20 protein-coding genes are annotated in these 25155 nt (G+C 70.4%); 11 read left to right on the plus strand and 9 right to left on the minus strand.

All coding sequences use genetic code 11. The features are described from left to right. The first annotated feature begins 61 nt into the window (after window positions 1-61). Together AKJ08_RS17710 and AKJ08_RS17715 are read left to right on the plus strand one after the other, a co-directional pair. Window positions 62-655 (plus strand): DUF488 domain-containing protein, encoded by a 594-nt coding sequence (locus tag AKJ08_RS17710; protein ID WP_050727288.1) that lies wholly within the window; start codon window positions 62-64, stop codon window positions 653-655. Next, the gene (locus AKJ08_RS17715) at window positions 652-1620 is read left to right on the plus strand and encodes a DNA-3-methyladenine glycosylase family protein (protein ID WP_050727289.1); all 969 of its coding nucleotides are present in this window, start codon (window positions 652-654) and stop codon (window positions 1618-1620) included. Before AKJ08_RS17710 ends, AKJ08_RS17715 begins: the two co-directional genes overlap by 4 nt. 7 nt (window positions 1621-1627) lie before the next feature. On the opposite strand, the gene AKJ08_RS17720 is transcribed toward AKJ08_RS17715, so the two are convergent. Then, window positions 1628-2431: a superoxide dismutase gene (locus AKJ08_RS17720; protein WP_205624753.1), complete on the minus strand. Its 804-nt coding sequence runs from the start codon at window positions 2429-2431 to the stop codon at window positions 1628-1630. Window positions 2432-2660: 229 nt separating this feature from the next. Between AKJ08_RS17720 and AKJ08_RS17725 the strand changes: the two genes are divergently transcribed. After that, window positions 2661-3992, plus strand: a complete 1332-nt coding sequence (locus AKJ08_RS17725; RefSeq protein WP_050727290.1) for a dicarboxylate/amino acid:cation symporter — start codon at window positions 2661-2663, stop codon at window positions 3990-3992. Between the two features lie 4 nt (window positions 3993-3996). Here the strand turns inward: AKJ08_RS17725 and AKJ08_RS17730 are convergent, their stop codons facing one another. From AKJ08_RS17730 to egtD, 4 genes are all read right to left on the minus strand, one after another. Beyond that, window positions 3997-5040 carry an agmatinase family protein gene (locus AKJ08_RS17730; RefSeq protein WP_050727291.1) on the minus strand — a complete coding sequence of 348 codons (1044 nt, stop codon included), beginning with the start codon at window positions 5038-5040 and terminating at the stop codon, window positions 3997-3999. A gap of 110 nt (window positions 5041-5150) precedes the next feature. Next, window positions 5151-6569 (minus strand): amidohydrolase family protein, encoded by a 1419-nt coding sequence (locus AKJ08_RS17735; RefSeq protein WP_082343329.1) that lies wholly within the window; start codon window positions 6567-6569, stop codon window positions 5151-5153. Between the two features lie 72 nt (window positions 6570-6641). Further along, window positions 6642-7727 carry a THUMP domain-containing class I SAM-dependent RNA methyltransferase gene (locus tag AKJ08_RS17740; RefSeq protein ID WP_050727293.1) on the minus strand — a complete coding sequence of 362 codons (1086 nt, stop codon included), beginning with the start codon at window positions 7725-7727 and terminating at the stop codon, window positions 6642-6644. Between the two features lie 174 nt (window positions 7728-7901). After that, window positions 7902-8894: an L-histidine N(alpha)-methyltransferase gene (gene egtD, locus AKJ08_RS17745; RefSeq protein ID WP_050727294.1), complete on the minus strand. Its 993-nt coding sequence runs from the start codon at window positions 8892-8894 to the stop codon at window positions 7902-7904. Window positions 8895-9112: 218 nt separating this feature from the next. On the opposite strand from egtD, the gene egtC reads away from it, so the two are divergent. Together egtC and egtB are read left to right on the plus strand one after the other, a co-directional pair. Continuing rightward, window positions 9113-9904, plus strand: a complete 792-nt coding sequence (gene egtC / locus AKJ08_RS17750) for an ergothioneine biosynthesis protein EgtC (protein ID WP_050727295.1) — start codon at window positions 9113-9115, stop codon at window positions 9902-9904. A 42-nt stretch (window positions 9905-9946) separates the two neighbouring features. After that, window positions 9947-11191, plus strand: a complete 1245-nt coding sequence (egtB, locus tag AKJ08_RS17755) for an ergothioneine biosynthesis protein EgtB (RefSeq protein ID WP_050727296.1) — start codon at window positions 9947-9949, stop codon at window positions 11189-11191. Between the two features lie 58 nt (window positions 11192-11249). Here egtB and AKJ08_RS17760 read toward each other — a convergent pair whose 3' ends face one another. Both AKJ08_RS17760 and AKJ08_RS17765 read right to left on the minus strand, forming a co-directional pair. After that, window positions 11250-11759, minus strand: coding sequence for a rhodanese-like domain-containing protein (locus AKJ08_RS17760; RefSeq protein ID WP_050727297.1), 510 nt, complete (start codon window positions 11757-11759; stop codon window positions 11250-11252). Between the two features lie 96 nt (window positions 11760-11855). Next, the gene (locus tag AKJ08_RS17765; protein WP_157370803.1) at window positions 11856-12401 is read right to left on the minus strand and encodes a hypothetical protein; all 546 of its coding nucleotides are present in this window, start codon (window positions 12399-12401) and stop codon (window positions 11856-11858) included. 162 nt (window positions 12402-12563) lie between these two features. Between AKJ08_RS17765 and AKJ08_RS17770 the strand changes: the two genes are divergently transcribed. The 3 genes from AKJ08_RS17770 (at window position 12564) to AKJ08_RS17780 (ending at window position 20241) form a co-directional block, all read left to right on the plus strand. Continuing rightward, window positions 12564-15329: a CARDB domain-containing protein gene (locus tag AKJ08_RS17770; RefSeq protein WP_050727299.1), complete on the plus strand. Its 2766-nt coding sequence runs from the start codon at window positions 12564-12566 to the stop codon at window positions 15327-15329. 178 nt (window positions 15330-15507) lie between these two features. After that, window positions 15508-18258, plus strand: a complete 2751-nt coding sequence (locus AKJ08_RS17775; protein WP_050727300.1) for a putative Ig domain-containing protein — start codon at window positions 15508-15510, stop codon at window positions 18256-18258. A 195-nt stretch (window positions 18259-18453) separates the two neighbouring features. Next, window positions 18454-20241, plus strand: coding sequence for a putative Ig domain-containing protein (locus AKJ08_RS17780; RefSeq protein ID WP_050727301.1), 1788 nt, complete (start codon window positions 18454-18456; stop codon window positions 20239-20241). A gap of 66 nt (window positions 20242-20307) precedes the next feature. Here the strand turns inward: AKJ08_RS17780 and mltG are convergent, their stop codons facing one another. Next, complete coding sequence (gene mltG, locus AKJ08_RS17785) at window positions 20308-21324, minus strand: endolytic transglycosylase MltG (protein ID WP_420806373.1); 1017 nt, start codon at window positions 21322-21324, stop codon at window positions 20308-20310. A 170-nt stretch (window positions 21325-21494) separates the two neighbouring features. On the opposite strand from mltG, the gene AKJ08_RS17790 reads away from it, so the two are divergent. From AKJ08_RS17790 to AKJ08_RS17800, 3 genes are read left to right on the plus strand one after another with little or no spacing between them, the layout of a single operon-like run. Then, a complete protein-coding gene (locus tag AKJ08_RS17790) occupies window positions 21495-22037 on the plus strand; it encodes a hypothetical protein (RefSeq protein ID WP_157370804.1) in 543 nt (180 codons plus the stop codon). Between the two features lie 25 nt (window positions 22038-22062). After that, entirely contained in the window at window positions 22063-22617 is a 555-nt protein-coding gene (locus tag AKJ08_RS17795; protein ID WP_050727304.1) for a gluconate 2-dehydrogenase subunit 3 family protein, read from the plus strand. Next, window positions 22614-24146: a GMC family oxidoreductase gene (locus AKJ08_RS17800; protein ID WP_050727305.1), complete on the plus strand. Its 1533-nt coding sequence runs from the start codon at window positions 22614-22616 to the stop codon at window positions 24144-24146. Before AKJ08_RS17795 ends, AKJ08_RS17800 begins: the two co-directional genes overlap by 4 nt. On the opposite strand, the gene AKJ08_RS17805 is transcribed toward AKJ08_RS17800, so the two are convergent. Beyond that, on the minus strand, window positions 24143-25135 hold the full coding sequence (locus AKJ08_RS17805) for an NAD(P)H-quinone oxidoreductase (RefSeq protein WP_050727306.1): 993 nt from the start codon (window positions 25133-25135) through the stop codon (window positions 24143-24145). The two genes, AKJ08_RS17800 and AKJ08_RS17805, sit on opposite strands and share 4 nt — an antisense overlap. Between the last annotated feature and the right edge of the window lie 20 nt (window positions 25136-25155).

Genomic DNA, 25155 nt, shown 5'->3' on the forward strand with positions numbered 1-25155 from the left:
TCCGGCGTGGAAGCGGGCGATCGTCGCTCCATCCCGGCCCTCGTGTCCATCGTCGGATCGGATGCCCTCGAACGACACAGACTGGAGCGGCCTCGAGGTCTACACGATCGGCCACTCCACCCGCTCGCAGGACGAGCTCGTCGAGCTCCTGGATTCCGCTGGAGTTACCCTCCTGGCGGACGTGCGCAGCTACCCCCGCTCGCGGCACAACCCCCAGTTCAACCGCGACGTGCTCGAGGAGCTCCTCCCGTCGATGGGGATTCGATACATCCACCTGGCGTCTCTCGGCGGACGCAGGAAAGGGCTCGGCGACGAGTCGCCCAATGACGCGTGGAGGAGCTTGGCCTTTCGCGGGTTCGCCGACTACATGCTCGACCCGGGCTTCGAGGAGGGTCTCGAGGAGCTCCACGAGCTGGCGAGCCGCGCACGCGTCGCCATCATGTGCGCCGAGGCGGTGCCCTGGAGATGCCACCGCTCCCTCGTCTCGGACGCGCTGGTGGTTCGCGGCGCGAGGGTCTTCCACATCGTGGGCGACGAGCGGGTCTTGCCGCACGAGCTCACGTCGTTCGCCCGCGTGGACGGCGACCGAATCACGTATCCGTCGGAAGAAGACGAAGATGCCGGCCGACACGCCGGCGCGGAGGCATCGGTGTGAGCCCTGTCGAAGGCGAGAGGCTGGAGGTCGCGGCGCCCTTTCACATGGAGGCGACTGTCCGGATGCTCCAGCGCCGCGCCGAGGATCTCGTGGATCGCTGGGAGGACGAGCGGTGGCTGCGGCTCCACCCGACGGAGGACGGGCCGATCCTCGCGGAGGTGGAGAACCGCGGCACTCTCGACCGCCCCGAACTCGTCCTTCGGGCGGTGGTCGGCGAGCCCTCGCCCGCCGTCTGGAAGCGTCTCGTGGGCGTGACGCGCGGGACTCTGGGCCTGGGGGTCGATCCCTCCGGCTTCGAGGCCGAGGCGATCGAGGTGCAGGGCCTGCGGGACCTGGTGATCGCGCTCCGCGGCATGCGCCCGACTCGCTTCGTCTCGCTCTTCGAGAGCTTCGGCCGCGTGGTGCCGTATCAGCAGCTCAGCTTGGAGGCCGGGCTCTCGCTGTCGAACCATCTGGTGGAACACTTCGGCGAATCAGTCGAATGGCGCGGCACCCGCTACTACGCCTATCCCGCGGCCGAGGCCGTGGCGGGCACCACCGTGGAGAAGATGCGGGAGCTGGGTTTCAGCCACGCCAAGGGCCGCGCGCTGATCGAGGTGGCGGAGCGGATCGTGAGCCGGGAGCTCTCTCTCGACGAGCTCGAGGCGCTCCCCACCGAAGACGTGTACGAGCGCCTCCTCGAGCTGCGCGGCGTGGGCCCCTGGACCGCGTGGCTGGTCCTGCTCCGCGGCCTGGGCCGGCTGGATGCCTTTCCCTCCGGCGACGTCGGCGCGAACCGCGGCCTCGCCCGCCTCGTTGGCGAGCCGGCCGAGGGCTTTGCCGCGGATTCCTTCGCCGAGCGCTTCGGCGACCAGCGAGGGCTCCTCTACTTCTACACACTGGGCGCCTATCTCCTCCGGCAGGGGCTCATCACCCCGGCGCCGCCGCTCGAGACGGAGACGGCCGGGGCGGGCGCACCGGGGTGACCGATCTTCAGGCGGGCCGCACGGCGCGCAGGCGCTGCTCGGCGGAGCCCCAGTTGATCACGTCGAAGAAGCGATCCACGTAGGAGGCGCGGTCGGCCTTGTACCGAAGGTAGTAGGCGTGTTCCCAGACGTCGCAGCAGAGGAGAGGCTGCACGCCCTGGAAGCCCATGTTCTGGTGGTTCTCGGCGGCGACGACGACGAGTCGATCGCCGAGGGGCTCGTAGGCGAGGACGCCCCACGCGCTCGCCTCGGCGGCCTTCGCGGCGGCGGCGAACTGTCCGCGGAAGGCGTCCACGCTCCCGAAGCTGGCCTCGATGGCGGTCTTGAGCACGCCCGTCGGCTGCCCGCCGCCCTGGGGGCTCATCGAGTTCCAGTAGAGCGAGTGGAGGACATGTCCGCTCCCGTTGAACTCCATCGCCCGCTCGAGCGCCTTGATCTGGGCGAAGTCGCCCTTCTTGCGCGCGTCGGCCAGGCCCGCTGCGGCGGTGTTGAGCCCCTTCACGTAGGCCGCGTGGTGGACGTCGTGGTGGAGGTGGAGGATCTCCGCGCTCAGGTAGCCGTCGAGGGCCTCATAGGCGTAGGGGAGCGGCGGGAGCGTGTACTCCTTCTGGCCCATGGTGCCGGGCGCCGCCGCGGGAGGCGGAGCGTTCTTCCCGGCGCCGGCCGGCGGGGGCGCGGCCTTCTCCGCGGAGGCGATGGCCCCGAGCCCGAGGACCGGCGCAGCGATGGCCGTGCCCGCCATCAGCCCGAGGAGCCTCCTGCGCTCCGGGTTCTTCACGTCCATGGAATCCAGCTCGCGATCGTCGCCCATGCCTTGCTCCAAGCTCGAGGTAGACCTCGAGCCTATCGGCCGGATGATCTTCCTGCAAACGAAAGGCCGGGCGCTCGCTCGTCGGCCTGGCGATCGCGTTGAACATCGAGTCGGTTGAGCTTTCACTTGTTGTGACGTGGCCTCGCAGGTGCTGTCGCGGAGGCCGTCTCGGAGCGGTCGGGCCCCCGCCGCTTTGCCATTCCCCCCGACCCGGTTACGCTGTCGGAGAATGAACCAGCTCTCATCCGAATCGAAGGGCGCGTCCCGCGTCCCCGCCTGGCTCCTGCCTGCGTTGATGTTGACCGGCGCGCTGCTGGGCATGCTCATCGGCGCTCTCGCCGGCGCGCGCTGGGACGATCCCGCGTGGGCGCTCCCGGTCGCCCTGGTCCGCCTGCCCGGGACGATCTTCCTCTCGCTGCTCAAGGCGCTGATCGTCCCGCTCGTCGTGACCAGCATCGTGACCGGCGTGACGAAGATGGGCGACCTGCGCAAGGTCGGCCGGATCGCGGGCTACACCGGCGCCTACTTCATCCTCTCCACCTTCCTCGCGGTCTTCACCGGGATCGTTCTCGTGAACGTCTTCCTCCCGGGCCATCGGGGCTCGATCGCGCCAGCGGCGGCGAGTCTGCCGGCTGCCGTCACGAGCGGGCAGGGGACGATCGGCGCAGTGAGCGAGCTCATCCAGGGGATGTTCCCCGCGAACCTCGCCGGCGCGGCGGTGGACGGGAACATCCTCGGCCTCATCATCTTCAGCCTGCTCTTCGGCACGATGCTCTCCTTCGACGCCGAGCGCTCGCGCCCGCTCGTGGACGTCCTGGAGGCGGCGAACGAAGCGCTGCTGCGGCTGGTGCACCTGGTGCTCTGGCTCGCGCCCCTCGGCGTTCTCGGCCTGGTGGCGGATCGCATCGGCAAGGCAGGCGGCGGGGCTGCCGTGTGGAGCGACCTCACCCGCCTGGCCTGGTACGGCGGCACGGTGGTGCTCGGCCTGGTGATCCACTCCGTGATCACGCTCCCGCTGATCCTGCGGATCTTCGCCGGCCGCAGCCCGACGCGTTTCGCGGCCGGGATGACCGACTCGCTGGTCACCGCGGTGGGCACGGGCTCGTCCGCGGCGACCATGCCGGTGACGATGCGCTGCCTCGTGGAGAACAACGGGATCTCCCGCAGGGCGGCGGACTTCGTGATCCCTCTCGGCACCACGATCAACATGAACGGCACCGCGCTCTACGAGGCGGTGGCGGCGATCTTCATCGCCCAGTCCCTGGGGATCGAGCTCTCGCTGATCCAGCAGGTGATCGTGCTCTTCACCGCGACGCTAGCGGCCGTCGGCGCCGCGGCGATCCCCGAGGCGGGCCTGGTCACGATGGTGCTCGTGCTGGGGGCGGTCGGGCTGCCGGCGGAAGGGATCGGCCTGATCCTCGCCATCGACTGGATCCTCGACCGCTTCCGCACCGGCGTGAACGTCTGGGGAGACGCGATCGGCGCCGGTCTCGTCGACAAGCGCCTCGCCACTTGGGGCGCCGCGGCCACGTCACCGGAGCCCGCAGGACCGACTACGTAAACGGTCAGGGCGCCTCGATCCGCTTGTGCGAGCGGAGCATCCAGCCGATCATCTTGTAGAGCAGCCGGGCGCCGACGTTGCCGTCCCAGTGGTCGTCGTCGGGGCCGGGGGCGACCTCGCAGAGATCGAGGCCGACGATGGTGCGGCCGCTCCGGGCCACGCCGGCCACGAGCGCGCAGACCTGCTGGAACGAGAGGCCGCCGGGCACCGGCGTGCCGGTGTGCGGGCAGAGGGTGGGATCGAGGCCGTCGATGTCGAAGGACAGGTAGACGTGCTGCGGCAGGTCGGCGACGATCCGCGACACCTGCGCGCTCCAGGTCGCGCCGCCGAAGCGCTCGTCGCAGAGCACCTGATCGAAGTGTGTGACCACGCGGCCGCCGCTGTTGCGGATGTACTCGTGCTCGGCGCGTCCCAGGTCGCGGATGCCGACCTGGACGAGCTTCGACACGCCGGGGATCCGCTCCATCACGTTGTGGAAGATCGACGCGTGGCTCCAGGTGAAGCCCTCGTAGGCGTCGCGTAGATCGGCGTGGGCGTCGAGGTGCAGGATCCCCAGCCCCGGGAAGCGCTCGGCATACGCGCGGATCGCGCCGAAGGGCACGGCGTGGTCGCCGCCGATCACGCAGGGGATCTTGCCCGCGGCGAGGAGCGACGCGCACTTCTCGTACACCCACTCGTTCACGAGGGCGCTGCGCTCGTTCACGCGGTCGAGGTTCGCCTGGAGCTCGGCATCGTCTCCAGCGCCGCCCGCCTCGATCACCGGCGCGGCGAGGGCCTTCGCCTCGTCGTTCCAGGCGCGGATCTCCGGATCCTCGTCGAGCATGAAGATGCCGGGCTCGTAGGGCCTGCCGATCTCGACGTCGAAGAGGTCCACCTGCGCGGAGGCCTCGCGGATCGCTTCGGGGCCGTCGGCGGCGCCCGCGCCGTAGGAGGTGGTGGCCTCGAAGGGAACGGGGACGAGGACGACCGCCGACTCGTCTTCGGTGAAGGGGAGTCCGAAGACGCCGCTGCCGGGAGCTGCCGCCTGATCGGGATCGAAGTGCGCCATGTGGGCCTCGTTGCAAGAGCGCCGGACGGCGCAGCCAAAGAGGCGCGCATCCTATCCGCGGCGACGTGCCCGTCAACGCCGGTCGAGGCTGCCGGCGCCAGGCCGGGACCTCAGTGCGCTTCGACGGGGGCCGCTGGGATGCGGCGGTCGATCTTGCGGCCCGCCTGCCAGACCGCGACGATCCGCCCGACGGCCGAGATGTCCTCCACGGGGTTGCCGTCCACGAGGAGGAGGTCGGCGTAGGCGCCGAGCCCGATCACGCCGAAGGCGGCCCGCGGCGCGAGGATCCGCACGGGGTAGGAGGTCGCCATCTTCAGCACCTCCGCCGGCGGAAAGCCGAGGGCGACCAGCGCCTGGAGCTCCTGGTGGAGGGCGGCGCCGTGGACGAGACCCGGAAGCCCCGATCCGGATCCGGCGAGCAGCGGGACGCCGAGCTCGCGCAGGACGGCGAGGTTCTCCCGGGTGGTCGCGTCGTACGAGGACGCGAGCTCCTTGGTATCCTCGAGGGGGCCGGCGGCGGCCGCACCACCGGCGCCAGGAGCGCCCGTGCCCGTCCGGAGGACCTCGCCCTCGAGCGGGCTCGCGGAGGGCGTGCCGGACATGCGCTCGCCCATCGCCGCCCAGAGCCGCGCGGTGGTGACCACGGGCGCTCCCGAGAGCGCGATGGCGTCGGCCTGCTCGTTGGTGAGCCGGCTCGTCCAGGGCGTGTGCAGCAGCAGGGTCGCGCCGGCCTCGGCGGCCTCCGCCGCGTCCTCGGGCCGCTGGGCGTCCACGTAGACCGAGCGCTCGTACATCCGCGCCTCGGCGACCACGGCCTCCAGCGCCTTTCGCGAGAGCCCGGGCTCGCCGCCGAAATCGACCTTCACGAAGTCGGAGCGGAGGTACTCGAGGTCGCGGCGCGCGGCCCTTGCGGCGTCCTTCGGCGTCGAGGCGATCCGCGCCGAACGCGGTCGGAAGAAGCGACCGAACGGGCCTGGCTCCAGCGAGGCCGTGCCCACGATCGAGTGCGAGGAGCGGAACATCCGGGGACCGGCCACCCGGCCGTCGGCGATCTCCTTCTGCAGCGCCTCGATGTCGGCGTCATGCCCGACCGCGACCACAGTGGTGATCCCGCTGTACAGGAGCGCCTCCGCCTGGAGCTTGGGGTCGCGAATGGCGCCGGCCCAAGGCGGGGTGTCGTCGCTCGCACCCAGGCGGACGTTCATGTCCACGAGCCCGGGCATGAGCGTGAGCCCCTCGGCGTCGACCACCTCGGTGCCTTCGGGGGGAACGAGTTTGCCCGGATGGGCCACCCTCGCGACGCGCCCGCGGGCGAGGAGCACGTCCACCGGCTCGGTGAGGTCGTCTTCGAGGCCCGTGAACACGCGCACGTTCCGGATGAGCGTGGGCGGCGCCTCGTGGTGGGTGTCCGGAGGGGTGACCAGGACGGGCTGGTGCGTCGCAGCGCAACCGAAGGTGAGAAGGACGAGGGGGAGCAGGTGATGCACGCGGCACATGGCGGCATGATAGCCACATCCCACCGCGATCATGGCAGCCTGCCCGGGGGGCAGGGGAGGGCGCGCGGTCGATTTCGACCTGACCGTGGGGAAACCAGGTCGCCGTCAGATCTCCGCGAGGAGCAGCGTGCACGGGATCCCGCCGTTCCGGAGCGGGATCGCCCGCGGCTCGCGGAGCCGAAGAGCGGCGCCGAGCGCGGGATCGGCGACGAGGATCGCCACGGTCCATCCGCCGAAGGCCGAGCGCAGCCTCTCTCCGAAGCCCCGGTAGAGGGAGCCGAGCTCCCGCGCCTCGCCCAGGCGCTTACCGTACGGCGGATTCGCCACGAGGATCCCCCTGGGCCCCGGGGGAGGCGCGGCGTCGGCGACGTCCACTCTGCCGAGGGTGATGGAGTCGAACACCTCCGCCCGCGTGGCGTTCCGGCGCGCCACCCCGAGGGCGCCCGCGTTGCGATCGCTGCCGACGATCGGCGCCGGCGCGCTCCTCTCGAGCGCCCGGAGCTCCTGCCGCACCTGGGCACCGAGCCCCTCCGGCGTCGACGGCCAGCCCTCGCAGGCGAAGGTGCGGAGCGAACCCGGGGCGCGGCGGAGGGCGATCGTGGCCGCCTCGATCAGGAAGGTCCCGCTGCCGCACATGGGATCGACCAGGGCCTGGGAGCCGTCGTAGCCGGCGAGGAGGAGGATCCCCGCCGCGAGGTTCTCGCGCAGCGGCGCGGCCCCCGTCTCCTGGCGATAGCCGCGCATGTGGAGGTGCGGGCCGGTGGTGTCGAGGCTGAGGGTGAGCGTGCCCTGGGAGAGGCGCAGGTGCACGGACTGCTCGGCCTCGGCGGAGACGAAGCGCGCGGCCGGAACCTGCCGCAGCACCTCCTCGCGGACCTGCCGCTCCAGCGCGCCCGGGCGGGATCCGCCGCCGGCGACCTCGATCGCGACGGTGCCGGACGGGCGCATGAAGGATCGCCAATCGACCGAGGCGGCGAGACCGCCGAGATCCGCCAGCCTGCCTTCTCCGAGCCGCAGGAGGATCCGCGATCCCGTCCGGAGCCCGAGGTTCAGGCGGAGGATCGCCGCCGGATCGCCCCGGCACTCGACGCCGCCGACGACCTCGCGGACGTCATCGGCGCCGAGCGTTCGGGCCTCGTGGACACAGGGGCCCTCGAGACCCGGCGGTGTGACAATGAAAAGCGCGCGCACGGCGGCAACCTACGACGGGGCCTCAAGGCGTGTCCAGGAACCGCCCCCGAGTAGCGGGAGCGATTCCTGGAGCACGCGCTTCGCGCGTGAAGCGCCTTTTTTACGTTGCTCCGCCCTTAGGGCTCCGCTGCGGGCAATCGGCGACTGCATCGGGCGCTCACTGAGGCCGCCACGTCACACCACGCGGCGGGCGACCGAGAGCGCGAACGCGTCGTTCGCCGGCACGTGCCAGCTCTCCATCTCCAGATTCGAGGAGGCGTAGAGCCGCTCCACCGAGGACCTCGTGAACTTGCGGCTGATCTCCGTGTGGATCGTCTCGCCGTCCTCGAAGGAGACCTCGAGCCCGATCCGCTTCACGCGGACCTTCTGCGCACCCACCGACCGCAGATGCATCTCGATCCGGCTTCGCTCCTCGCGGAAGAACGCCACGTGCTCGAAGCGGTCGAGCTCGAAGTCGGCGTCGAGCTCGCGGTTGATCACCCGCAGCACGTTCTTGTTGAACTCGGCGGTCAGGCCCTGATCGTCGTTGTACGCGGCGTCGAGCTCGGCGCGATCCTTCACCAGATCGGTCCCCATCAGGAGGCGATCCTCCGCCCCCATGATCGACGCGATCCGGCCGAGGAAGCGCCGCGCCTCGTCGTCCTCGAAGTTTCCGATGGTCCCGCCCAGGAAGACGAAGAGCCTCCTGCCGAGCTCCGGGATCCGGTCGAGGTGGCGATCGTAGTCGCCGACCACGCCGTGGATCTTGAGCCACGGATAGTCGCGCTGCAGCGCACTCGCGCTCGAGCGGAGCATCTCCTCGCTCACGTCGAAGGGCACGTAGCAGCAGGACGACTTTGCCGCCTCGAGAAGACAGCGGGTCTTGCGGGCGGCGCCGCTGCCGAGCTCCACCAACCCCGTGGGATGGACCTGCGACACGAGCGGCTCTGCGATCTGCTCGAGGAGCGCCTGCTCGGTCCTCGTCTGGTAGTACTCGGGCGTGTCGCAGATCTGGTCGAAGAGCTTCGAGCCCCTCTCGTCATAGAAGTGCTTGGGAGGCAGAGATTTTGGCTTCCGACCAAGACCTTTCCTTACGTCGTCGGCGAGGGTCGAACCTTCGCCGGGGCGCACGTGGACGTCCACCACCAGCCGCTGCGAGGCTTCACGGTCGTTCTCGATCCGGCGCATGATCCCTCCCCCGAGAGAAGCGGCTCTCTTCCTTGCTATCAGCATCGAATTACGGCGCCAAATACGGTGTGTGTCCCGGTGAACGGGAGCATCCCCCATGCCGGCGAGCCGGCGCCCGGGCGTCCCGAAGCGGACGCGCCCCCGTCGGGTCCACCCTCCAGCGCCGAAAATCCAGCGCGCGGACGCGCTCCCCGCGAACGAGATAGAGTCTCGGACGTATGTGCAGGCTCCTCGGCTACCTCGGCCCCCAGGTGCCTCTCGGCTCATTGATCGCCGAGAGGCCCCACTCCCTCGTCCGGCAGAGCTACCTGCCGCGCGAGCTGCGCAGCGCCACGGTGAACGCCGACGGCTGGGGAGCCGGCTTCTACGTGGACGGCGAGCGTGAGCCCTGCCTCTACGCGAGCACCTCGCCCATCTGGGCGGACGCGAACCTGCCCCACCTGGGTAGGGCGATCCGATCGGGCTGCGTCGTCGCCGCGGTCCGGAGCGCGACCGAGCCGTCGAGCATCGCGCAGGCGAACACCCAGCCCTTCGCCAGGGGCCGGCTCGCCTTCCTCCACAACGGCTTCATCGCGCGCTTCCGCCAGACGGTGCAGCGCCGGCTCTGCGCCTCTCTCTCGGACGCGACCTACGCGGGGATCGCGGGGACCAGCGACTCCGAGCACCTCTTCGCGCTGATCGCCGAGCGGCTGGGAGCGCGCGAGGGAGCGGAGGCGATGCGTGACGCCGCCGCTCGGGCCGTCGCGGACGTGAGCGCCTGGGCGGTGGAGGCGGGGAGCGAGGCCCACTTCTCGATCGTCCTCGCCGACGGCGAGTCGCTGGTCGCCCTGCGATCGTCGACGGGCGGCGATCCGCCGAGCCTCTACGTGCTCCACGACCGAGACACGGCGACGCCCCACGTGCTCGTCGCGTCGGAGCCCCTCGACGGGGCAGCCGGGTGGCGGCCGGTGGCGCCGAACCGGACGATCGTCGCCACCTTGGGCGACGGGCTTCGAGACGAGCCGCTCTGAGCCGGAGCGAAGCCGCCTTCACACGCTCTGGAGGGGAACGCCATGGACGACCTCGAGCAGGGGCTGGAGGAGGCACGGCGCTCGACCTTGCGCCTCGTGGAAGGTCTCACCGACGCCGAGGCGCGGACGCAATACGACCCGGCCTTCTCGCCGCTCGCGTGGCACCTGGGCCACGTCGCCTGGCAGGAGGAGCGCTGGGCCCTTCGCCATGTCGGAGGGCAGGAGCCGATCGATCCGCGCCTCGACGGGATCTACGACACCTTCGTGAGCGAGAAGAGGAGCCGCGGGCGAAGGCTCCCGCCTCTCGAGGCGATCCGCGCCTACGCCGCTCGCGTACGGGAGAGCTCCCTGGAGCTCCTCCGCCATGCCGATCCTCCGGCGCACGGCACCTTTCGCTTCCTCGCCGGCCACGAGCACCAGCACGCCGAGACCATGGCGGTGGTGCGGCTCCTGGCTGGCCTTCCCCTCGATTCGGCCGGCTTCGCAATGCCGGCCACGCCACCGGCGCCGACGGGACCCGCCTTCGTCGAGATCCCGGCCGGGTCCTTCGTCCTCGGGGCACAGGGAGATCTCCACGCTTGGGACAACGAGGCGAAGGCCCACCCGGTCGAGCTGCCCGCCTACCGGATCGCCCGCGATCCCGTGACCAACGCCGACTGGCTCGCCTTCATGGACGACGGCGGCTACGCCGACGATCGCCTCTGGGACGACGACGGCAGGCGCTGGCGGAACGAGGCCAAGGCCGTGGCGCCGCTCCACTGGAGCCGATCCCCCTCCGGGTGGACGCGGCGGACGCTCCTCGGGCAGCGCCCGGTGGATCCCACGCATCCGGTGGCCCACGTCTCCTGGCACGAGGCGTCTGCCTTCGCCCGCTTCGCCGGCGCGAGGCTCCCCACCGAGGCGGAGTGGGAGCGGGCGGCCTCGTGGGCGCAGGGCGCGAAGCGGCGCTGGCCGTGGGGCGAGGGAGCGCCGCCTGATGGTGTGAACATCGGATTGACTATAGGTGACACGTCGCCCTGTGAGGCGCACGCGGCCTCTCCCTGCGGCGCGAGGGCCCTCGCCGGCAACGTCTGGGAGTGGACCTCGAGCTTCTTCGACGCGTACCCGGGCTTCACCGCCGGCGCCTACCGCGGCTACAGCCTGCCCTGGTTCGGCGAGGAGCACCGGGTGCTCCGCGGAGGATGCCACCTCACGCATCCCTCGATCGCCCGCACCACCTTCCGCAACTGGTTCGTGCCGGGGATGCGCGCGTACCCCTCCGGCCTTCGGCTGGCCGAATCCCCCTGAAACGAAGAAAGCCGCCCAGGGGGGCGGCTCTCTTCACTCAGAAAACGGCTCGAAGCGCTCAGCTCTTCGGCTGGGAGACGCTCTTGCCGGCTTCCTTCCAGCCCATGATGCCGGCAGGGAGCACGTTCACGTCGGTGTAGCCCGCGGCGAGGGCGCGCTCGGCCGCCACGTGCGACGCGGTGCAGCGGGTGTTCGCGCAGTAGAAGACGAGCTTGGCGTTCTTGTCCGCCGGGAGCTCCTTGGCCGTGTCGTACTGGCTCGCCGAGGACAGGAGGATCGCGCCGGGGATCACGCCCATCTTCGAGCGGACGTCGGCGTTGTTCACGTCGAAGATCGTCGCCTTGCCCGAGACCGCGGCCAGCTCCTCGAGCGACATCATCTTCCAGGAGGCCTTCGCCTCCTTGGCCTGGTGGTGGGGGCACTCGGTGCCCTTCTCGGCGCAGGCGGCCTTGTCGCAGGTGGCGTGATCGCAGGACGCGTGGCCTTCGGCGTGGCCGGGGCAGGCGAGGGCGAGGGAAGGCACCGCGAGAGCGGCTGCGGCGGCGAGGGCGAGGAAGAGCTTCGACACGTCGGACCTCCAGCGAAAGATTCGGGAAGGACATAGTACGGCCGGCGCCGCCGCCGCAAGGGAACCGGCCCTATGCGGGCCCATCGAAACCGACCGCTACCGGAAGGGACGCACCACCTCGCCCTTGCGGCCCGCCTCCCGGAGCTCCACCCCCTGGCCGTAGAGTTTGCTGGCGTCCGGGAGCACCAGGTAGCCGACGGGCTGGGATTTCCGGGCCCGCCGCGACACCGCGTCCTGCACGCCCTTGAAGATCCGTTCGAAGATCGGCGCCTTCTGGACCCGGCGCTGGGTGTCGCCCGAGACGTGGAGCTCCGCCCAGAGCTGGCCGCTGCGGAGCACCTTCTCGTCGGCGTCGTAGAGCGAGCGCTCGAAGAAGATCACCGGCGAGACCACCTCGAGGATCATCAGCTTCCCCTTGTCGGGGCCTCGCTTGACCTTGTCGACCGTGATCGGCCCCGCGGCTGGCGCACCCAGGTAATAGGCCTCCTCCTCGAGGGTGCCCGCGAGCGCCTCGTCCACCTTGGGAGCCTGCCATTTCGGAGGGACGATCCGCGGGTAGAGCTCCAGCTCCAGGGGAGCCAGGTCGCGCAGGAAGGCCGCCTCGTCCTCGGGGCCCATGAAGAATCGGATCAGGTTCGCCATGCGGCGCACCATAGCGCTTCCGCAGGGCGATCCGTGGGAACTGTCGGCGAAAACGATCATCCGCTCGCCACGAGACCGGTCGAATGGTAGCGTTAGTTTTTGAACATACTAACGTCGCGAGACTCCGTTCCGCCGTAGCCGAAAGGGTTGGGCAGTATGCGGTTGAGCTTCACTCACTCCGTCGATGGCAAGCCGTTTGTCGGCGCGCTCCTCGTTCTCGCTCTCGTCGCCCTGCCGGGCGCTGCGAGTGCGGCCTACTACACGGCGATCCAGACGCCCAACACCTTCCAGGCGATGCCGCTCCCGAACGGCGCCGCGGTCACGTCGTACGGATCCTCGCAGTTCAAGGGCTGGAGCTACTCGCCGAACGAGCTCCCGATCACGCTCCCCTTCCAGGTGGGCTTCTTCGGCCAGTCGTACGGCGTGGCCAACGTGCTGGGGAAGGGCATGTTGACCTTCGGCACCCAGTACCCCACGACGGGGAGCGGAAGCTCCGGGCAGCGCGCGATTCCGAGCACGTCGACGACGCCGCACAACTTCGTCGCGGTCTGGTGGGACCAGATCGTCTGCAATGACACCTCGGGCTCGGACGCGGGCGGACCGATCCAGACCCAGGTGATCGGCACCGCGCCGAGCCGGAACTTCGTCATCCAGTGGACCACGTGCCGCCGGTACGCCGGCTCCGGGGTGTTCACGGCCCAGGTCTGGCTGACCGAGGGCTCCGACGAGATCGCGGTCCACTACGGTCCCGTCACCGGGTCCGGCTCGACCTCCTGGAGCGCATCCATGGGGATCGAGAACCTCGACGGTTCGGATGGCACGTTCGGTCCTTCGGCAAGCGGCCAGAACTGCAATCCCACCTGCGGCCCGACCAACTTCCCGACGAACACCAAGGTGACCTACAGCTCCGGGCCGAGCCTCGCGGTGCAGTCCGTCACGGCGCCGACCGAGACGTTCACCGGGCTCCCGATCTCCGTCAGCGCGGTGGTGAAGAACCAGGGTGGCAAGCCCGCGCAGGGCTTCACCGCTCGCGTGCTCGTGAACACGGAGCCTGCCTTGACCTCTTCGGCGCGAGAGCTGGCCGTCGACTCCGGGACCTATGACGCCGCGCCGGGCCAGACCGTCGCGTTCGACTTCGAGGTTCGCCTCCCGGTCGACCTGCAGGAGGGCACCTACTACGTCCTCGTCGAGGCGGATCCCTTCCGCCAGGTACCGCAGTCGAGCCGCGCCTCCAGCGTCCGGTCGACCGCTCCGATCTCGGTGGGCGTTCGCGCGGCCAATCTCACCGTTCCGCTGGTCAGCGCGCCCGAGCAGATCGAGCTCGGGGCTGAGTTCACTGTGGATTGGGTGGCCGCGAACATCGGCAACCTCGAAGCCGACGCCGCTCCCTACATCGTGGTGCTCTCCGATCACGCGAATCCCGGGAGCTCGAGCCTGGTACTCCGCGCCGGCGAGGTCGACCTCGACATGTTCAGCGAGGTGCCCATGCGCGAGACCCTCCGGCTCCCGGCGGGCGTCGAGGCGGGTCGCTACTACGTCGGAGTGGTCTTCGATCCGGAGGCCCGAGTCTTCCAGCACGAGCGGAACAACAACACCGGGGTCTCGAAGCCCGTGCTGGTGGCTTCGAGCGCCCTCTCCGTCGAGACGCGCGTCCTCCCCGAAGCCGCTCTCGGCGCTCCCTACTGCGTGGTCCTGAAGGCGAAGGGTGGCGACGGGCTCTACGTCTGGTCGCTCGAGGCGGGCTCGAAGCTTCCGCCGGGTCTCGTACTCGAGGAGTCCCCCAAGGGGAACCGAGCGAAGGGCCTGCCCTTTCAGACCCTGCTCTGCGGCGCCCCCAGCGGGATCGGCACCTTCGACTTCCGCCTCGCGGTCGAGTCCTACGGGCGCAGGGCCACGGGCGACCTCCAGCTCACGGTTGGCGGCTCCGCTCTGACGCTCCAGATCGCCGAGACGAGCCTTCCCGCTGCAGCCTTCGGGATCGCCTACGACACCCGGCTCACGGCCGTCGGCGGCACCGCCCCCTTCACCTGGACCCTCGTGCGAGGCCTGCCCGCCGGGCTCACGATGAACGCCGCGGGGCGGATCACCGGAACGCCCATGGAGGACGGCGGCTTCGAACCGACGGTTCGAGTGGTCGACTCCGAGGGACGGACGGCCGAGCAGACCTTGACCCTGCCTGTGATCGGGCCGGCGAACGTCGTCTGTGCCACCACCGGCCTGCCTTCGCGCAAGGTCGGAGAGAGCATGGACGGCATCGCGATCCTCGCCGCCGGCGGCAAGAAGCCCTACGCGTGGAAGACGATCTCGTCTCAGCGTCTCGGGTCGGGCGCAGGGACGACGTCGGAGATGTTCGACGGTCAGGCGCCGAAGGGTCTCACGCTCTCCCAGGGTGGCCAGGTCGGCGGGGCGCCGAAGGAAGAGGGCTCCTACCTCTGGACCGTCGAGGTCGCGGATGCCGACCACGGCAGCCGGAGGTGTGTCCTGACCATGGACGTGAGCGGCGAGCGGAACCTCTCGGTCTCGACCCTCACGCTCCCGACCGCGGCGGTGGGCACGGCGTACTCGGCCTGGCTCCAGGCCACCGGCGGCTCGGGATCCCTCACCTGGTCGGCCTTCGATCGCGGGCTCCCCGTCGGCCTCGAGCTCGATTCGTCCGGCCGGATCTCGGGAACTCCGACCCTGGACCAGCTCGACGGCGAGAGCTCGCGGACGTTCTCCTTTGTCGTGTCGGTCCGGGACGAGCAGAACCGTCGGGGTCTGGCCGCGCTCTCGATCCGGCTGCTCTCGGAGGCCCCGATTGCGCCGGTGGCGCGCGCGGAGTCGAAGAGCGGCTGTCAGGCCGGCGCGTCGGATCCGAGCCTCGCGGCGCTCGCGCTCGCCCTGGGTATCGGCGGCTTCCTGCGTCGCCGCGGGACTCGAGCCGCCTGACGCGACTCGTCCCGAAACGATCGGTCCCCCGCCCGCATGCCGGGCGGGGTGGGGACCGAGATGGTTTGTGTACCATTGAAATGACCTTCGCCTCGTGCGACGCTCGGTCCGATCGTGAACTGGGCGAGGCTGCCGGGACCGCTCCCTGCCGCCTCGCTCCGATCGGAGTGGAGTCGCCTTGGAGAAGTTCCGACCTGCCGTCGCTTCCACCTGGAAGCCCACGAATGCCGTCCCCGCAGCCCTCGCCCTCGCCCTGATCGCCGTACCGGCGATGGCGATCGCGGCGAACCCCTACGACGTCTCGACCCGGCCCATCACCTACGAGCCCCTTCCCCTCTCGGGAGGCCAGGTCACCACGCTCACGACTACGAGCACGGACGACGGCTCGGCCGACGTCGGCCTCCCGTTCCCGGTCCGTTTCTTCGACGTCGACTACCAGGAGGCGAGCGTCGGCACCAACGGCCTCGTCACCTTCGGCCCCAGGTCCACGGCCTCCTGCACGTCGGGGGAGTCCCACTGCGCCAACGCGTACAGCAACACGGCGATCCCCTCGACCTCGACGCCGAACCGCCTGATCGCCGCCTGGTGGGACGACCTGAACTGCACTCAGGGCGCCATCACCAAGCAGGTGCTCGGCCAGGCGCCGCAGCGGGAGCTCGTGATCCAGTGGGGATCGGGCTGCTATCGGACGTCGTCGACGAACGTCGTCAATATGCAGCTCTGGCTCCGCGAGGGCTCGAGCAACATCGAGATCCGCTACGGCACGGCCGCCGGCGGCTCGAGCCATAGCGCGTCCGTGGGCATCATGAGCCCGGTCCCGAGCGGCGCGGTGGAGGGCTACCGGGGCCTCAATTGCACGCCCAACTGCACCGGCGACCAGTGGCCGACCAACTCGGCGATCGTCTTCAGCCAGGGGGCGGACCTCGCGGTCGCCTCGGTGACGGCCCCCGAGATCGCCTACTCCGGCATGTCGATCGACGTCGTGGCCAAGGTGCAGAACCTGGGCGGCCTGGCGTCGCAGGCATACTCCCTTCGCTTCCTCGTCAGCCCCACGCCGTCGATCTCCACCGGGTCCCGGGAGGTCGGCAGACTGGAAGGCCTCGCGCTCTTGCAGGCCGGTGCTTCCTTCGTTTCGAACGCCACGGTGAGCCTCCCGGCCGACCTCGCCCCCGGCGCCTGGTACGTCCTGGCCGAGGTCGATCCCGACAAGCAGATCCCGGACAACGACCGCGCGAACAACCTCCGCTCGTCGGGCCCCATGGAGGTCGGTCCTCCCGCGCCGGATCTCTCGGTCTCCGACCTCCGAGCGCCGCTCCAGATCGCCCCGGGCTCGGATTTCTCGATCGAGTGGACCGCCCGGAACCTCGGAAACCTCGGCGGCGTCGACGTGCCCTACGCGGTGGTGGTCTCCGGCAGCGACTACGTCGGCGGGACCAGCCGGCGGCTCCTCGAGGGGACGATCTCCGTGGACGCCTTCTCCCTCGAGGACGTGATCGATCTCGTTCACCTCCCCGCCGACGTCCCCACTGGCATCGCCTACGTCGGCGTCGTGATCGATCCCGACCTCCGGCTCTACGAGCTCGACAAGCTCAACAACACCGGCATCTCCCCCCCGGTGCGCATCGGGTCCACCAGCCTCCAGGTGATCAACCCGGGCCTGCCCGCCGCGACGCTGGGCACCGCCTGGTGCACGAGGCTCGAGGCGGTCGGCGGCGACGGGATCTTCGCGTGGTCGGTCACGCCGGGCTCCACGCTCCCCCCGGGCCTCGCTCTCGCCGAGGAGCCGCAGGGCGCGCGCGCCGCCGGGCGCCCCTTCTCGACGCTGCTCTGCGGGCATCCGTACGCGCTGGGGACGTTCTCCTTCTCCCTCGATGTGAGGTCCGCGGGCCTCTCGGCGTCCGGTGATTTCGTCCTCGACGTCGTGCCGAGCGGGATTCCGCTCACGATCTCCACCCACGCTCTGCCGGCCGCGGGGTTCGGGCGCTCCTACACGACGCTCCTCGGAGCAATCGGTGGCGCCACGCCCTATTCGTGGACGATCACGACCGGCAAGCTCCCTGCGGGCCTCGGGCTCCGGGCCGACGGCGTGATCGCCGGCTCGCCCCTCGAGGACGGTTTCTTCCCCCTCACGGTCCGTGTCGTCGATGCGGGCGGGCAGGCGATGGAGCAGGCGCTGGACCTCATCGTGACCTCCCCGTCGCGGCTCACCTGCGTCACCGGCAGCCTCCCGGCGCGCGAGCTCGGAGAGCCCCTCGATGAGCGGCTCGTGGCCGCCGGAGGGACGAAGCCCTACAAGTGGACGAGCGGTGAGACCCAGCGCCTCGCGTCGGCCGTCGGCGAGGTGGCCGTCTCGCTCGGAGCGGCGCCGCCGCCGGGCCTCTCGCTCGCCGCCGATGGCAAGGTGACCGGCGCGCCGACCCAGGCGGGCCTCTACCTCTGGACCGTCAAGGTCGCCGACGATGCTCGGGCGTCGGAGTCCTGCGCGATCCTCTTCGACGTCCCCGTGAGCCAGGGCATGACCGTGAGCACCCAGGCGCTGGCGGACGCGTTCGTGGGTTCGCCCTATCGGGCCCAGCTCGTCGCGAGCGGCGGGGTCGGCGCGCTGCGCTGGTCGCTCTTTCCGGGGAGCCGGCTCCCGGCCGGCCTCGTCCTCGAGCCGAGCGGCCTGATCTCGGGGACGCCGACCCTGTCGCAGCTCGACGGTGAGGCGGCGCGCAACTTTGCCTTCCTGGTGGAGGTTCGCGACGAGGGCAACCGCCGCGGTCTGGGAGCGACCTCGATCCTGCTGAACGCGGAGCTGCCCGAGTCCTCCAGGTCCCCCGCGTCCTCCGGCAACACGAGCGGTTGCGGCGCCGGCGTCGGCGGGCCGAGCCTGCTGGCGCTTGCCGGTCTCGGGCTCCGCCTCGTGGCGCTCCGGCGCCGGCGGTAGGACTCCAGCGCGTTGTACGGCGGCGGGCCGTGCCTTCCCGAGCGGGGGGCACGGCCCGTCGTGTTTTTACTTTGATTACAGAATTTCACCCTTCGGATGGCTAGGCCCCGATCCAGCAGAGGACGTCTTTCATACGCTTTGATCCCCCTCAAACTAGGTCCCGGCCATATCGGGGCGTTCCCTGGAGAGTGCTCGATGTCCGAAGAAGGTGGAACCGTGGGATTCAGGGTGCAGCGCCGCCTCTTCGGGGGCCTTCTGGCCGTACTGCTGGGCGCGGTGATTTCGGCGTCGGCGGCGACCGCAGAAGCGGCGACCGAGGCGCCGGATCTGGCGGTCGGCGCGCTGTCCCCGCCGCGGCAGATTTCGCCGGGCTCCGACTTCGAGCTCTCCTGGACGGCGTTGAACCTCGGAGACGGTCCCGCCATCGACGTCCAGTACGACGTGGTCATCTCGAACGCGGACGTGCTCGGCAGCTCGAGCCGGCGGCTCCACTCCGCGCGCTTCACGCTCGATGCGTTCTCGGAGGTGGACTTCGTCGAGAGACTCCAGCTCCCGGCCCTCACGGATCCGCACGCCATTCCGCCGGGCCTCTACTACATCGGGGTGATCATCGATCCGAACGGCGAGATCGCCGAGCCGGACAAGTCGAACAACACTGCCGTTTCACCGGTGCTCGTGGCCTCGTCGACCCTCTCCGTGCTCAACCAGTCGCTCCCGCCCGCCCAGATCGGCTCGCACTACTGCGTTCGCCTCGACTCCGTTGGAGGAAACGGGATCTCCGTGTGGTCCGTGGCCGCTGGCTCGCGCCTCCCGCCCGGCCTGGCGCTGAACGACCTTCCGGCAAAAGCGCGGGAGCAGGGCCTTCCCTTCGTGACAATGCTCTGCGGGGTGCCGACCGAGGAGGGCAGGTTCGGATTCACGGTGTCGGTCACGTCGGCCGGCCTGACCGCGTCGCAGGGTCTGGAGCTCGAGGTGACCGGCAGCGGGCTCCCCCTCATGATCGTCACGAAGGAGCTGCCGGCGGCTACGTTCCGCCAGGCGTACCTCGCGGACCTGGGCGCGGTGGGCGGAAAGACGCCCTACGCTTGGAGCGTCTTGGACGGCACTCTCCCGTCCGGCATCGCCCTCCGCCGAGACGGGACCCTCCTCGGCCAGCCGATCGACGACGACGGCCACAAGTTCAAGGTGCTTCTGACGGATGCAGCGGGGCGCACGGCCGAGCAGGAGCTCGAGCTCCCGGTCACGCCGCCTGCCAAGCTGACCTGCACGACGACCTCGCTGCCGAAGCGGGGGCTCTCCGAGACGTACGACGGGGTCGTTCTCGGCGCGGCCGGCGGCAAGAAGCCCTACAAGTGGAAGACGATCGACACCACTCGGCTCGGAGTCGAGATCGGGGAGTCCTCGATCGCGCTGGGCGAGGTGCCGCCTCCGGGGATCACGCTCGCCGAATCGGGCGCGCTCTCGGGAGCGCCCTCCCAGGTGGGGTCCTACCTGTGGACGGTGGAGGTCTCGGACAGCGCTACGCCGGCGGAGAGCCAGAAGTGCCCGATCGAGGTGAACGTCGAGAGCGATCACGGACTGACCGTGTCGACCCAGGGCCTCCCTGCGGCGATCGCGGGCCAGCCCTACCGCGCGAAGCTCCAGGCGACGGGCGGCCAAGGCGCGCTGACGTGGACGGTGTTCTCGGGCCGTCTGCCCCAGGGGCTCAACCTCTCGGAGGACGGAACGATCGACGGTACGCCCACGAAAGCGCAGCTCGAAGGGGAGGAGCGCATCGTGTTCTCCTTCGTCGCCGAGGCCCGCGACGAGCGGATGCTCCGCGGCCTCGGTCAGCAGTCGATCACGTTGCTCGCCGAGGCGCCGCCGTCCTACACGCCTCCGAAGAAGGGCGACGTGCACTGCTCCGCTGTCTCCGCGGATCCGAGCCTGCTCGCCCTGGCGGCCGGCCTCGGACTCGTGGCGCTGCGGCGTCGGCGGAGCTGATCGCTCGCCGGTTCAGCGGAGTCTCGCCCCGAATCGCTCGGGGCGAGGCTTCGACCGAACGCGACGTCAGTAGACGTTGTACTTGCGGCGGAGAGCTTCGTGCTCTGCGCCATTCCGCGACGGGCGAAGGATCTTGTCGGCGTCGTGGAGGTAGTAGAGGTACTCGCTCGAGATGGGGCGCAGCGCCGCCATGAGGGACTCGACCGAGGGAGCGCCGATGGGGCCCGGCGGCAGGCCCGTACGGGTCCGCGTGTTCCAGGGATCCTCGGGGTCGCGCAGCTTGGCGAGGAACGCCTTCCGGTCGTTCCACTCCGGGAGGAGGTAGCGGCTGGTCGCGTCCACGCCGAGGGCGATGTTCCGGTCGATCCGCTTCCAGAGGATCCCGGCGACCAGCGACCGCTGCGAGGGAGTCGGCTCCTCCCGCTCGAGGAGCGAAGCCATCACCACCAGGTCGTGGAGGCTCCTCCCGCTGGCGGCGATCTCCTCCCGGTACGGGATCCAGAACCGCTCGGCGAAGGTGTCGAGCTGCCGCTGGACGAGCTCGCGCACGTCGATGGTGCCGGGGGCGACCGCGTAGGTCTCGGGGTAGAGGTAGCCCTCGAGCGTGCCCTTCGGCAGGGGGAAGGCGACCCGGTAGCGGGAGGGATCCTTCGCCGCGGCGACGTAGGCGCCGGGCTCGATCCAGCCCTTGGCCACCAGCGCGGCGTCGGTGTCCCGCAGGCGCCATCCCTCGATGGTCGCAAAGGGCCGATCCTCGGAGAGGGGAGCGCCCTCCAGGGCCGTGGCGAGCTCGGCGAGGCTCATGCCCCGGGTGAGCGCGTGCCTCCCCGCCTTGGCGTCCAGGCCGCCGCGCTGCCAGAGGTGGAAGCGCCAGAGGCGATGGTCGGAGATCAGCCCCTGCGCTTCCAGCAGATCACCCAGGGCACGGCCGGAGATGCCGCGGGGGACCGCGACCTCCACGAGGGTCGTCTCGCCTGGGGCGATGGGGGTCTGGACGGCGCGCTCGGCGAGGACGAAGACCGTCCCTCCGCCTCCGGCGACGAGGATCAGGGCGGAGAGCACGAGGAGGGCGAGCTTCTTCACGGGCCGGGAGACTAACAGAAAGGTCCGCCACCGGCCGCCGTGCATAGATTCGTCCGGCTGCCCGAGAGGCGACCCTGCCGGGCGGGCAGGCTTCGCCAGGAGCAAGAGCCGTGTCGGAGCGTTCCAGAAGCCGCCTTTGTCCAGCGGAGGAGGGAGCGCGCCGTTGCCGGGTGCTACGGGTCGGGGTGCCCGCCGGCTGGCTGGCCTCGTTCCTGATCCTGGTGGCTCTGGGAGCGCCGCGGAGCGCACCGGCCGCCGCCCTGGTGATCGGAGCGGACGGGAACGTGGTCATCGGCCTCCGCCAGGCGAACGATTCCACCACCGGCTTCAGCATCGACCCGCGGGTCGGGATCCAGCTCGACACAAAGACCCTCCGGTTCACACCCGAGGTGATGGCCAGCTTCGCTCGCTTCGGGAAGGCGGATCGGATCTCCCTGGCGACCCAGGACCACACCTCCTTCCGCGTCGTGGGCGGATTTCGCCTGGCGAGCCGGACGCTCGTGGCCCCGAGCTTCTTCGTCCACGGCGGGCTGGGGCGCCATGCCCTTGGCGATCGGCACCAGCTCGGGCCGGCCTTCGATGCCGGCCTGGCCCTCGACTACACCGGGATCCGGTACCTGAGCGTGGGCGCCCAGGCGAGCTACAACGCCATCGCGATCGACTCGCTCTTCGACTGGGTGGGCATCGGCCTCCACGCGGCCGTGATCTTCTGAACGAGGTCGGGGTAGGCTCCCCGGCATGCCGATCACCCGCCGCGCGGTGCTGAAGTACGGGCTGGGCGGGGCGCTCGCCCTCTCCGCCGGAGGCGTGGGCCTCTCCTTCCAACGTACCGCCTCGCGAACGCCGAGCCGTCCCCTCCGCGCCCTCGATCCCAGGAGCTTCGCCATCCTCGCGGCGGTTGCGGAACGGATCTCCCCCGCGGGCGATGGCTTCCCTGCTGCTTCCGAGCTGGAGGTGGCCGAGGCGATCGACGGGCTCCTGGCGACCTCGCACCCGGCCGTGCTCGACGAGGTGAAGCAGCTGCTGGCGCTGGTGGAGAACGGGCTGGCGGGCATGCTCCTCGACGGCCGCCCGCAGCCGTTCACCTCCCTCTCGCCCGACGACCAGGATCGTGCGCTCCTGGCCTGGCGCCGAAGCTCCCTCGGCCTTCGGCGCACGGCCTACAAGGCGCTGCACGGCCTCTGCGCTGCGGCGTATTACGCGTCGCCGAGGATCTATCCGCAGGTGGGCTACCCGGGGCCTCCGTCGTTCGCGATCGCGGTCCCTACGGCGATCCCGGAGGCGTCCGAATGAAGGGCGAGATCGTCCACGCCGGCGAGCTCCGCAAGGACGCCGACGTGAGCTGCGACGTCTGCATCGTCGGCTCGGGGGCGGGCGGGGCCACCCTGGCCGCGGGGCTCGTCGAGCGGGGCATGCGGGTCGTGATGCTGGAGGAGGGCGGCCATCACACCAAGAGTGAGTTCGATCTCCAGGAGGGGACCGCCTATCCGATGCTCTACCAGGAGCGCGGCATGCGGGCCACGGCGGACCTGGCGATCACGATCCTCCAGGGCCGTGCGGTGGGGGGCTCGACCACGATCAACTGGACCACCTGCTTCCGGACCCCGGATTCGATCCTCGACCACTGGCGCGAGCACCACGGGGTGGACGGGATCGACCTCGGGCCCCATTTCGACGCGGTGGAGGAGCGCCTCTCGATCCACGAGTGGCCGATCGAGCGCGCGAACGCGAACAACCGCGTCCTCTGGGACGGCTGCCGCAAGCTCGGCTGGGAAGCCCGGCCCCTCCGTCGCAACGTCCGTGGCTGCGCGAGCACCGGCTTCTGCGGCATGGGCTGCCCCCTCGACGCCAAGCAGTCGATGCTCGTCACCTACGTCCCTGACGCCCTCGAGCGCGGCCTCTCGCTCTACGTGAACACGAGGGCGGAGCGGCTGGAGGTCGAGAAGGGGCAGGTCACGGCGATCCACTGCGTCGCCCTCGATCCCGGGACGGATCAGCCCACCGGGAGAAGGATCGTGATCCGGCCGAAGGTGGCGGTCTCGAGCGGCGGCGCCATCAACGGCCCGGCGCTCCTCCTCCGCTCCGGCCTGAACCGCAACGGCCGGGTGGGGAAGCGCACCTTCCTCCATCCGGTGGTGGCGATGGCGGCCTTCTTCGACGAGAAGGTGAACGCCTTCTACGGCGCGCCCCAGTCGGTGGGCTCCCATCACTTCGCGGATCGCGGCCCGGGGAAGATCGGCTTCTTCCTGGAGACGCCGCCGGTGCATCCGATGCTGGCGGCGACGGCCTTCTGCGGCTTCGGCAGCGAGCATCGGGACTTCCTGTCGCGGCTCGCGCACGTGGGCGTGCTGATCGCCCTCAGCGTCGACGGCATCCTGCCCGGAGACGAGGGCGGGACGGTCTCCCTTCGACGCGACGGTCGGGTGCGGGTCGACTATCCGGTTGGCGAGCGCCTCGAGGAGTCGTTCCGCGCGTCCTGCCTCGCGATGGCGCGGATCCAGCTCGCCGCAGGCGCGCGCGAAGTGCGATCGCTCCACCTCGAGCCCGTGACCCTGCGCTCCGAAGCGGATCTGCCGCTCCTGGAGCGCGCGCCGTGGGGCGCCCTGCGCCATTCGATCTTCACGGCCCACCAGATGGGCGGCTGCGCGATGGGCGCCGACCCCGCCACGAGCGTGGTGGACTCCACGCTTCGTCACCACGAGATCCACAACCTCTTCGTCGTGGACGGCTCGGTCTTCCCCACTTCACTCGGAGTGAATCCGAGTGAAACCATCTACGCGCTGGCGCACTGGGCGCTAGACCGGGTGGCCTCGGCGGTCTAGGCGCCCCAGGTGAGGACCACCTTGCCGAAGGTGGCGTTGCTCTCGAGGAGGCGGTGGGCGTCGGCGATGCGCTCCATCGGCAGCACCTCGTCCACCACAGGTCGCAGCCGGCCGTCGGAGAAGAGCGGCAGCGCCTCGCGGATGAAGCGCTGGGCGAGGGTGGCCTTCTCCTCGAGCAGCCTGCTTCGGAGCAAGGTGCCGATGAGGGTCGCGCGCTTGGAGAGCAGCATCCCCAGCGGGACCTTCGCGTCGGCGCCGCCGAGGAGGCCCACCACCACGATGCGCCCCTGAGTCGCCAGCGAGCGGAGGTTCTCGGTGAGGTAGGCGCCGCCCACCGTGTCGAGGATCAGCTCGACGCCACGGTCGTTCGTCCGGTCGAGCACCTCGTGGGAGAAGTGCTCGTTGACGAGGACGGCCTCCGAGAGACCGAGCTCGAGCGCGCGCTCGAGCTTGTCCTTCGAGCGCGAGGTGCCGATCGTCCGGCACCCAGCGGCGCGGCAGAGCTGCACGGCTGCGGTCCCGACGCCGCTGCCGACCGCGTGGAGGAGCACCGTCTCGAAGGAGTGCAGGTTGCCCTGCACGAAGAGCGCGTCGAACGCGGTGAGGAAGACCTCGGGGATCGCCGCGGCCTCCGTGAAGCTGAGCTTCTCCGGGATCGGGATCACCTCGCGGGCGTGGACCACCAGGTGCGTCGACATCGCGCCACCGCCGACGATCCCCATCACGCGATCGCCCGGACGAATCCCTCTCGCGAGCTCGCCCGCCTTGAGCACCGTGCCTGCGTACTCGAGGCCGAGGACCTTCGCGGGCCATCCCGTCGGCGCAGGGTAGACACCCCGTCGCTGGAGCAGGTCGGCCCGGTTGAGGCCGGCTGCCGCCACCTCCACCAGGACCTCGTTCGGGCCGGGGTCGCGGACCGAGAGGGCGGAGATCTCCAGCACCTCGGGGCCACCTGCTCCCCGGAATGTCACAGCGCGCGCGTCGTGCATGTGACAATCCTACACCTTTC

It is taken from the genome of Vulgatibacter incomptus (genome assembly GCF_001263175.1).
GTDB lineage: Bacteria > Myxococcota > Myxococcia > Myxococcales > Vulgatibacteraceae > Vulgatibacter > Vulgatibacter incomptus.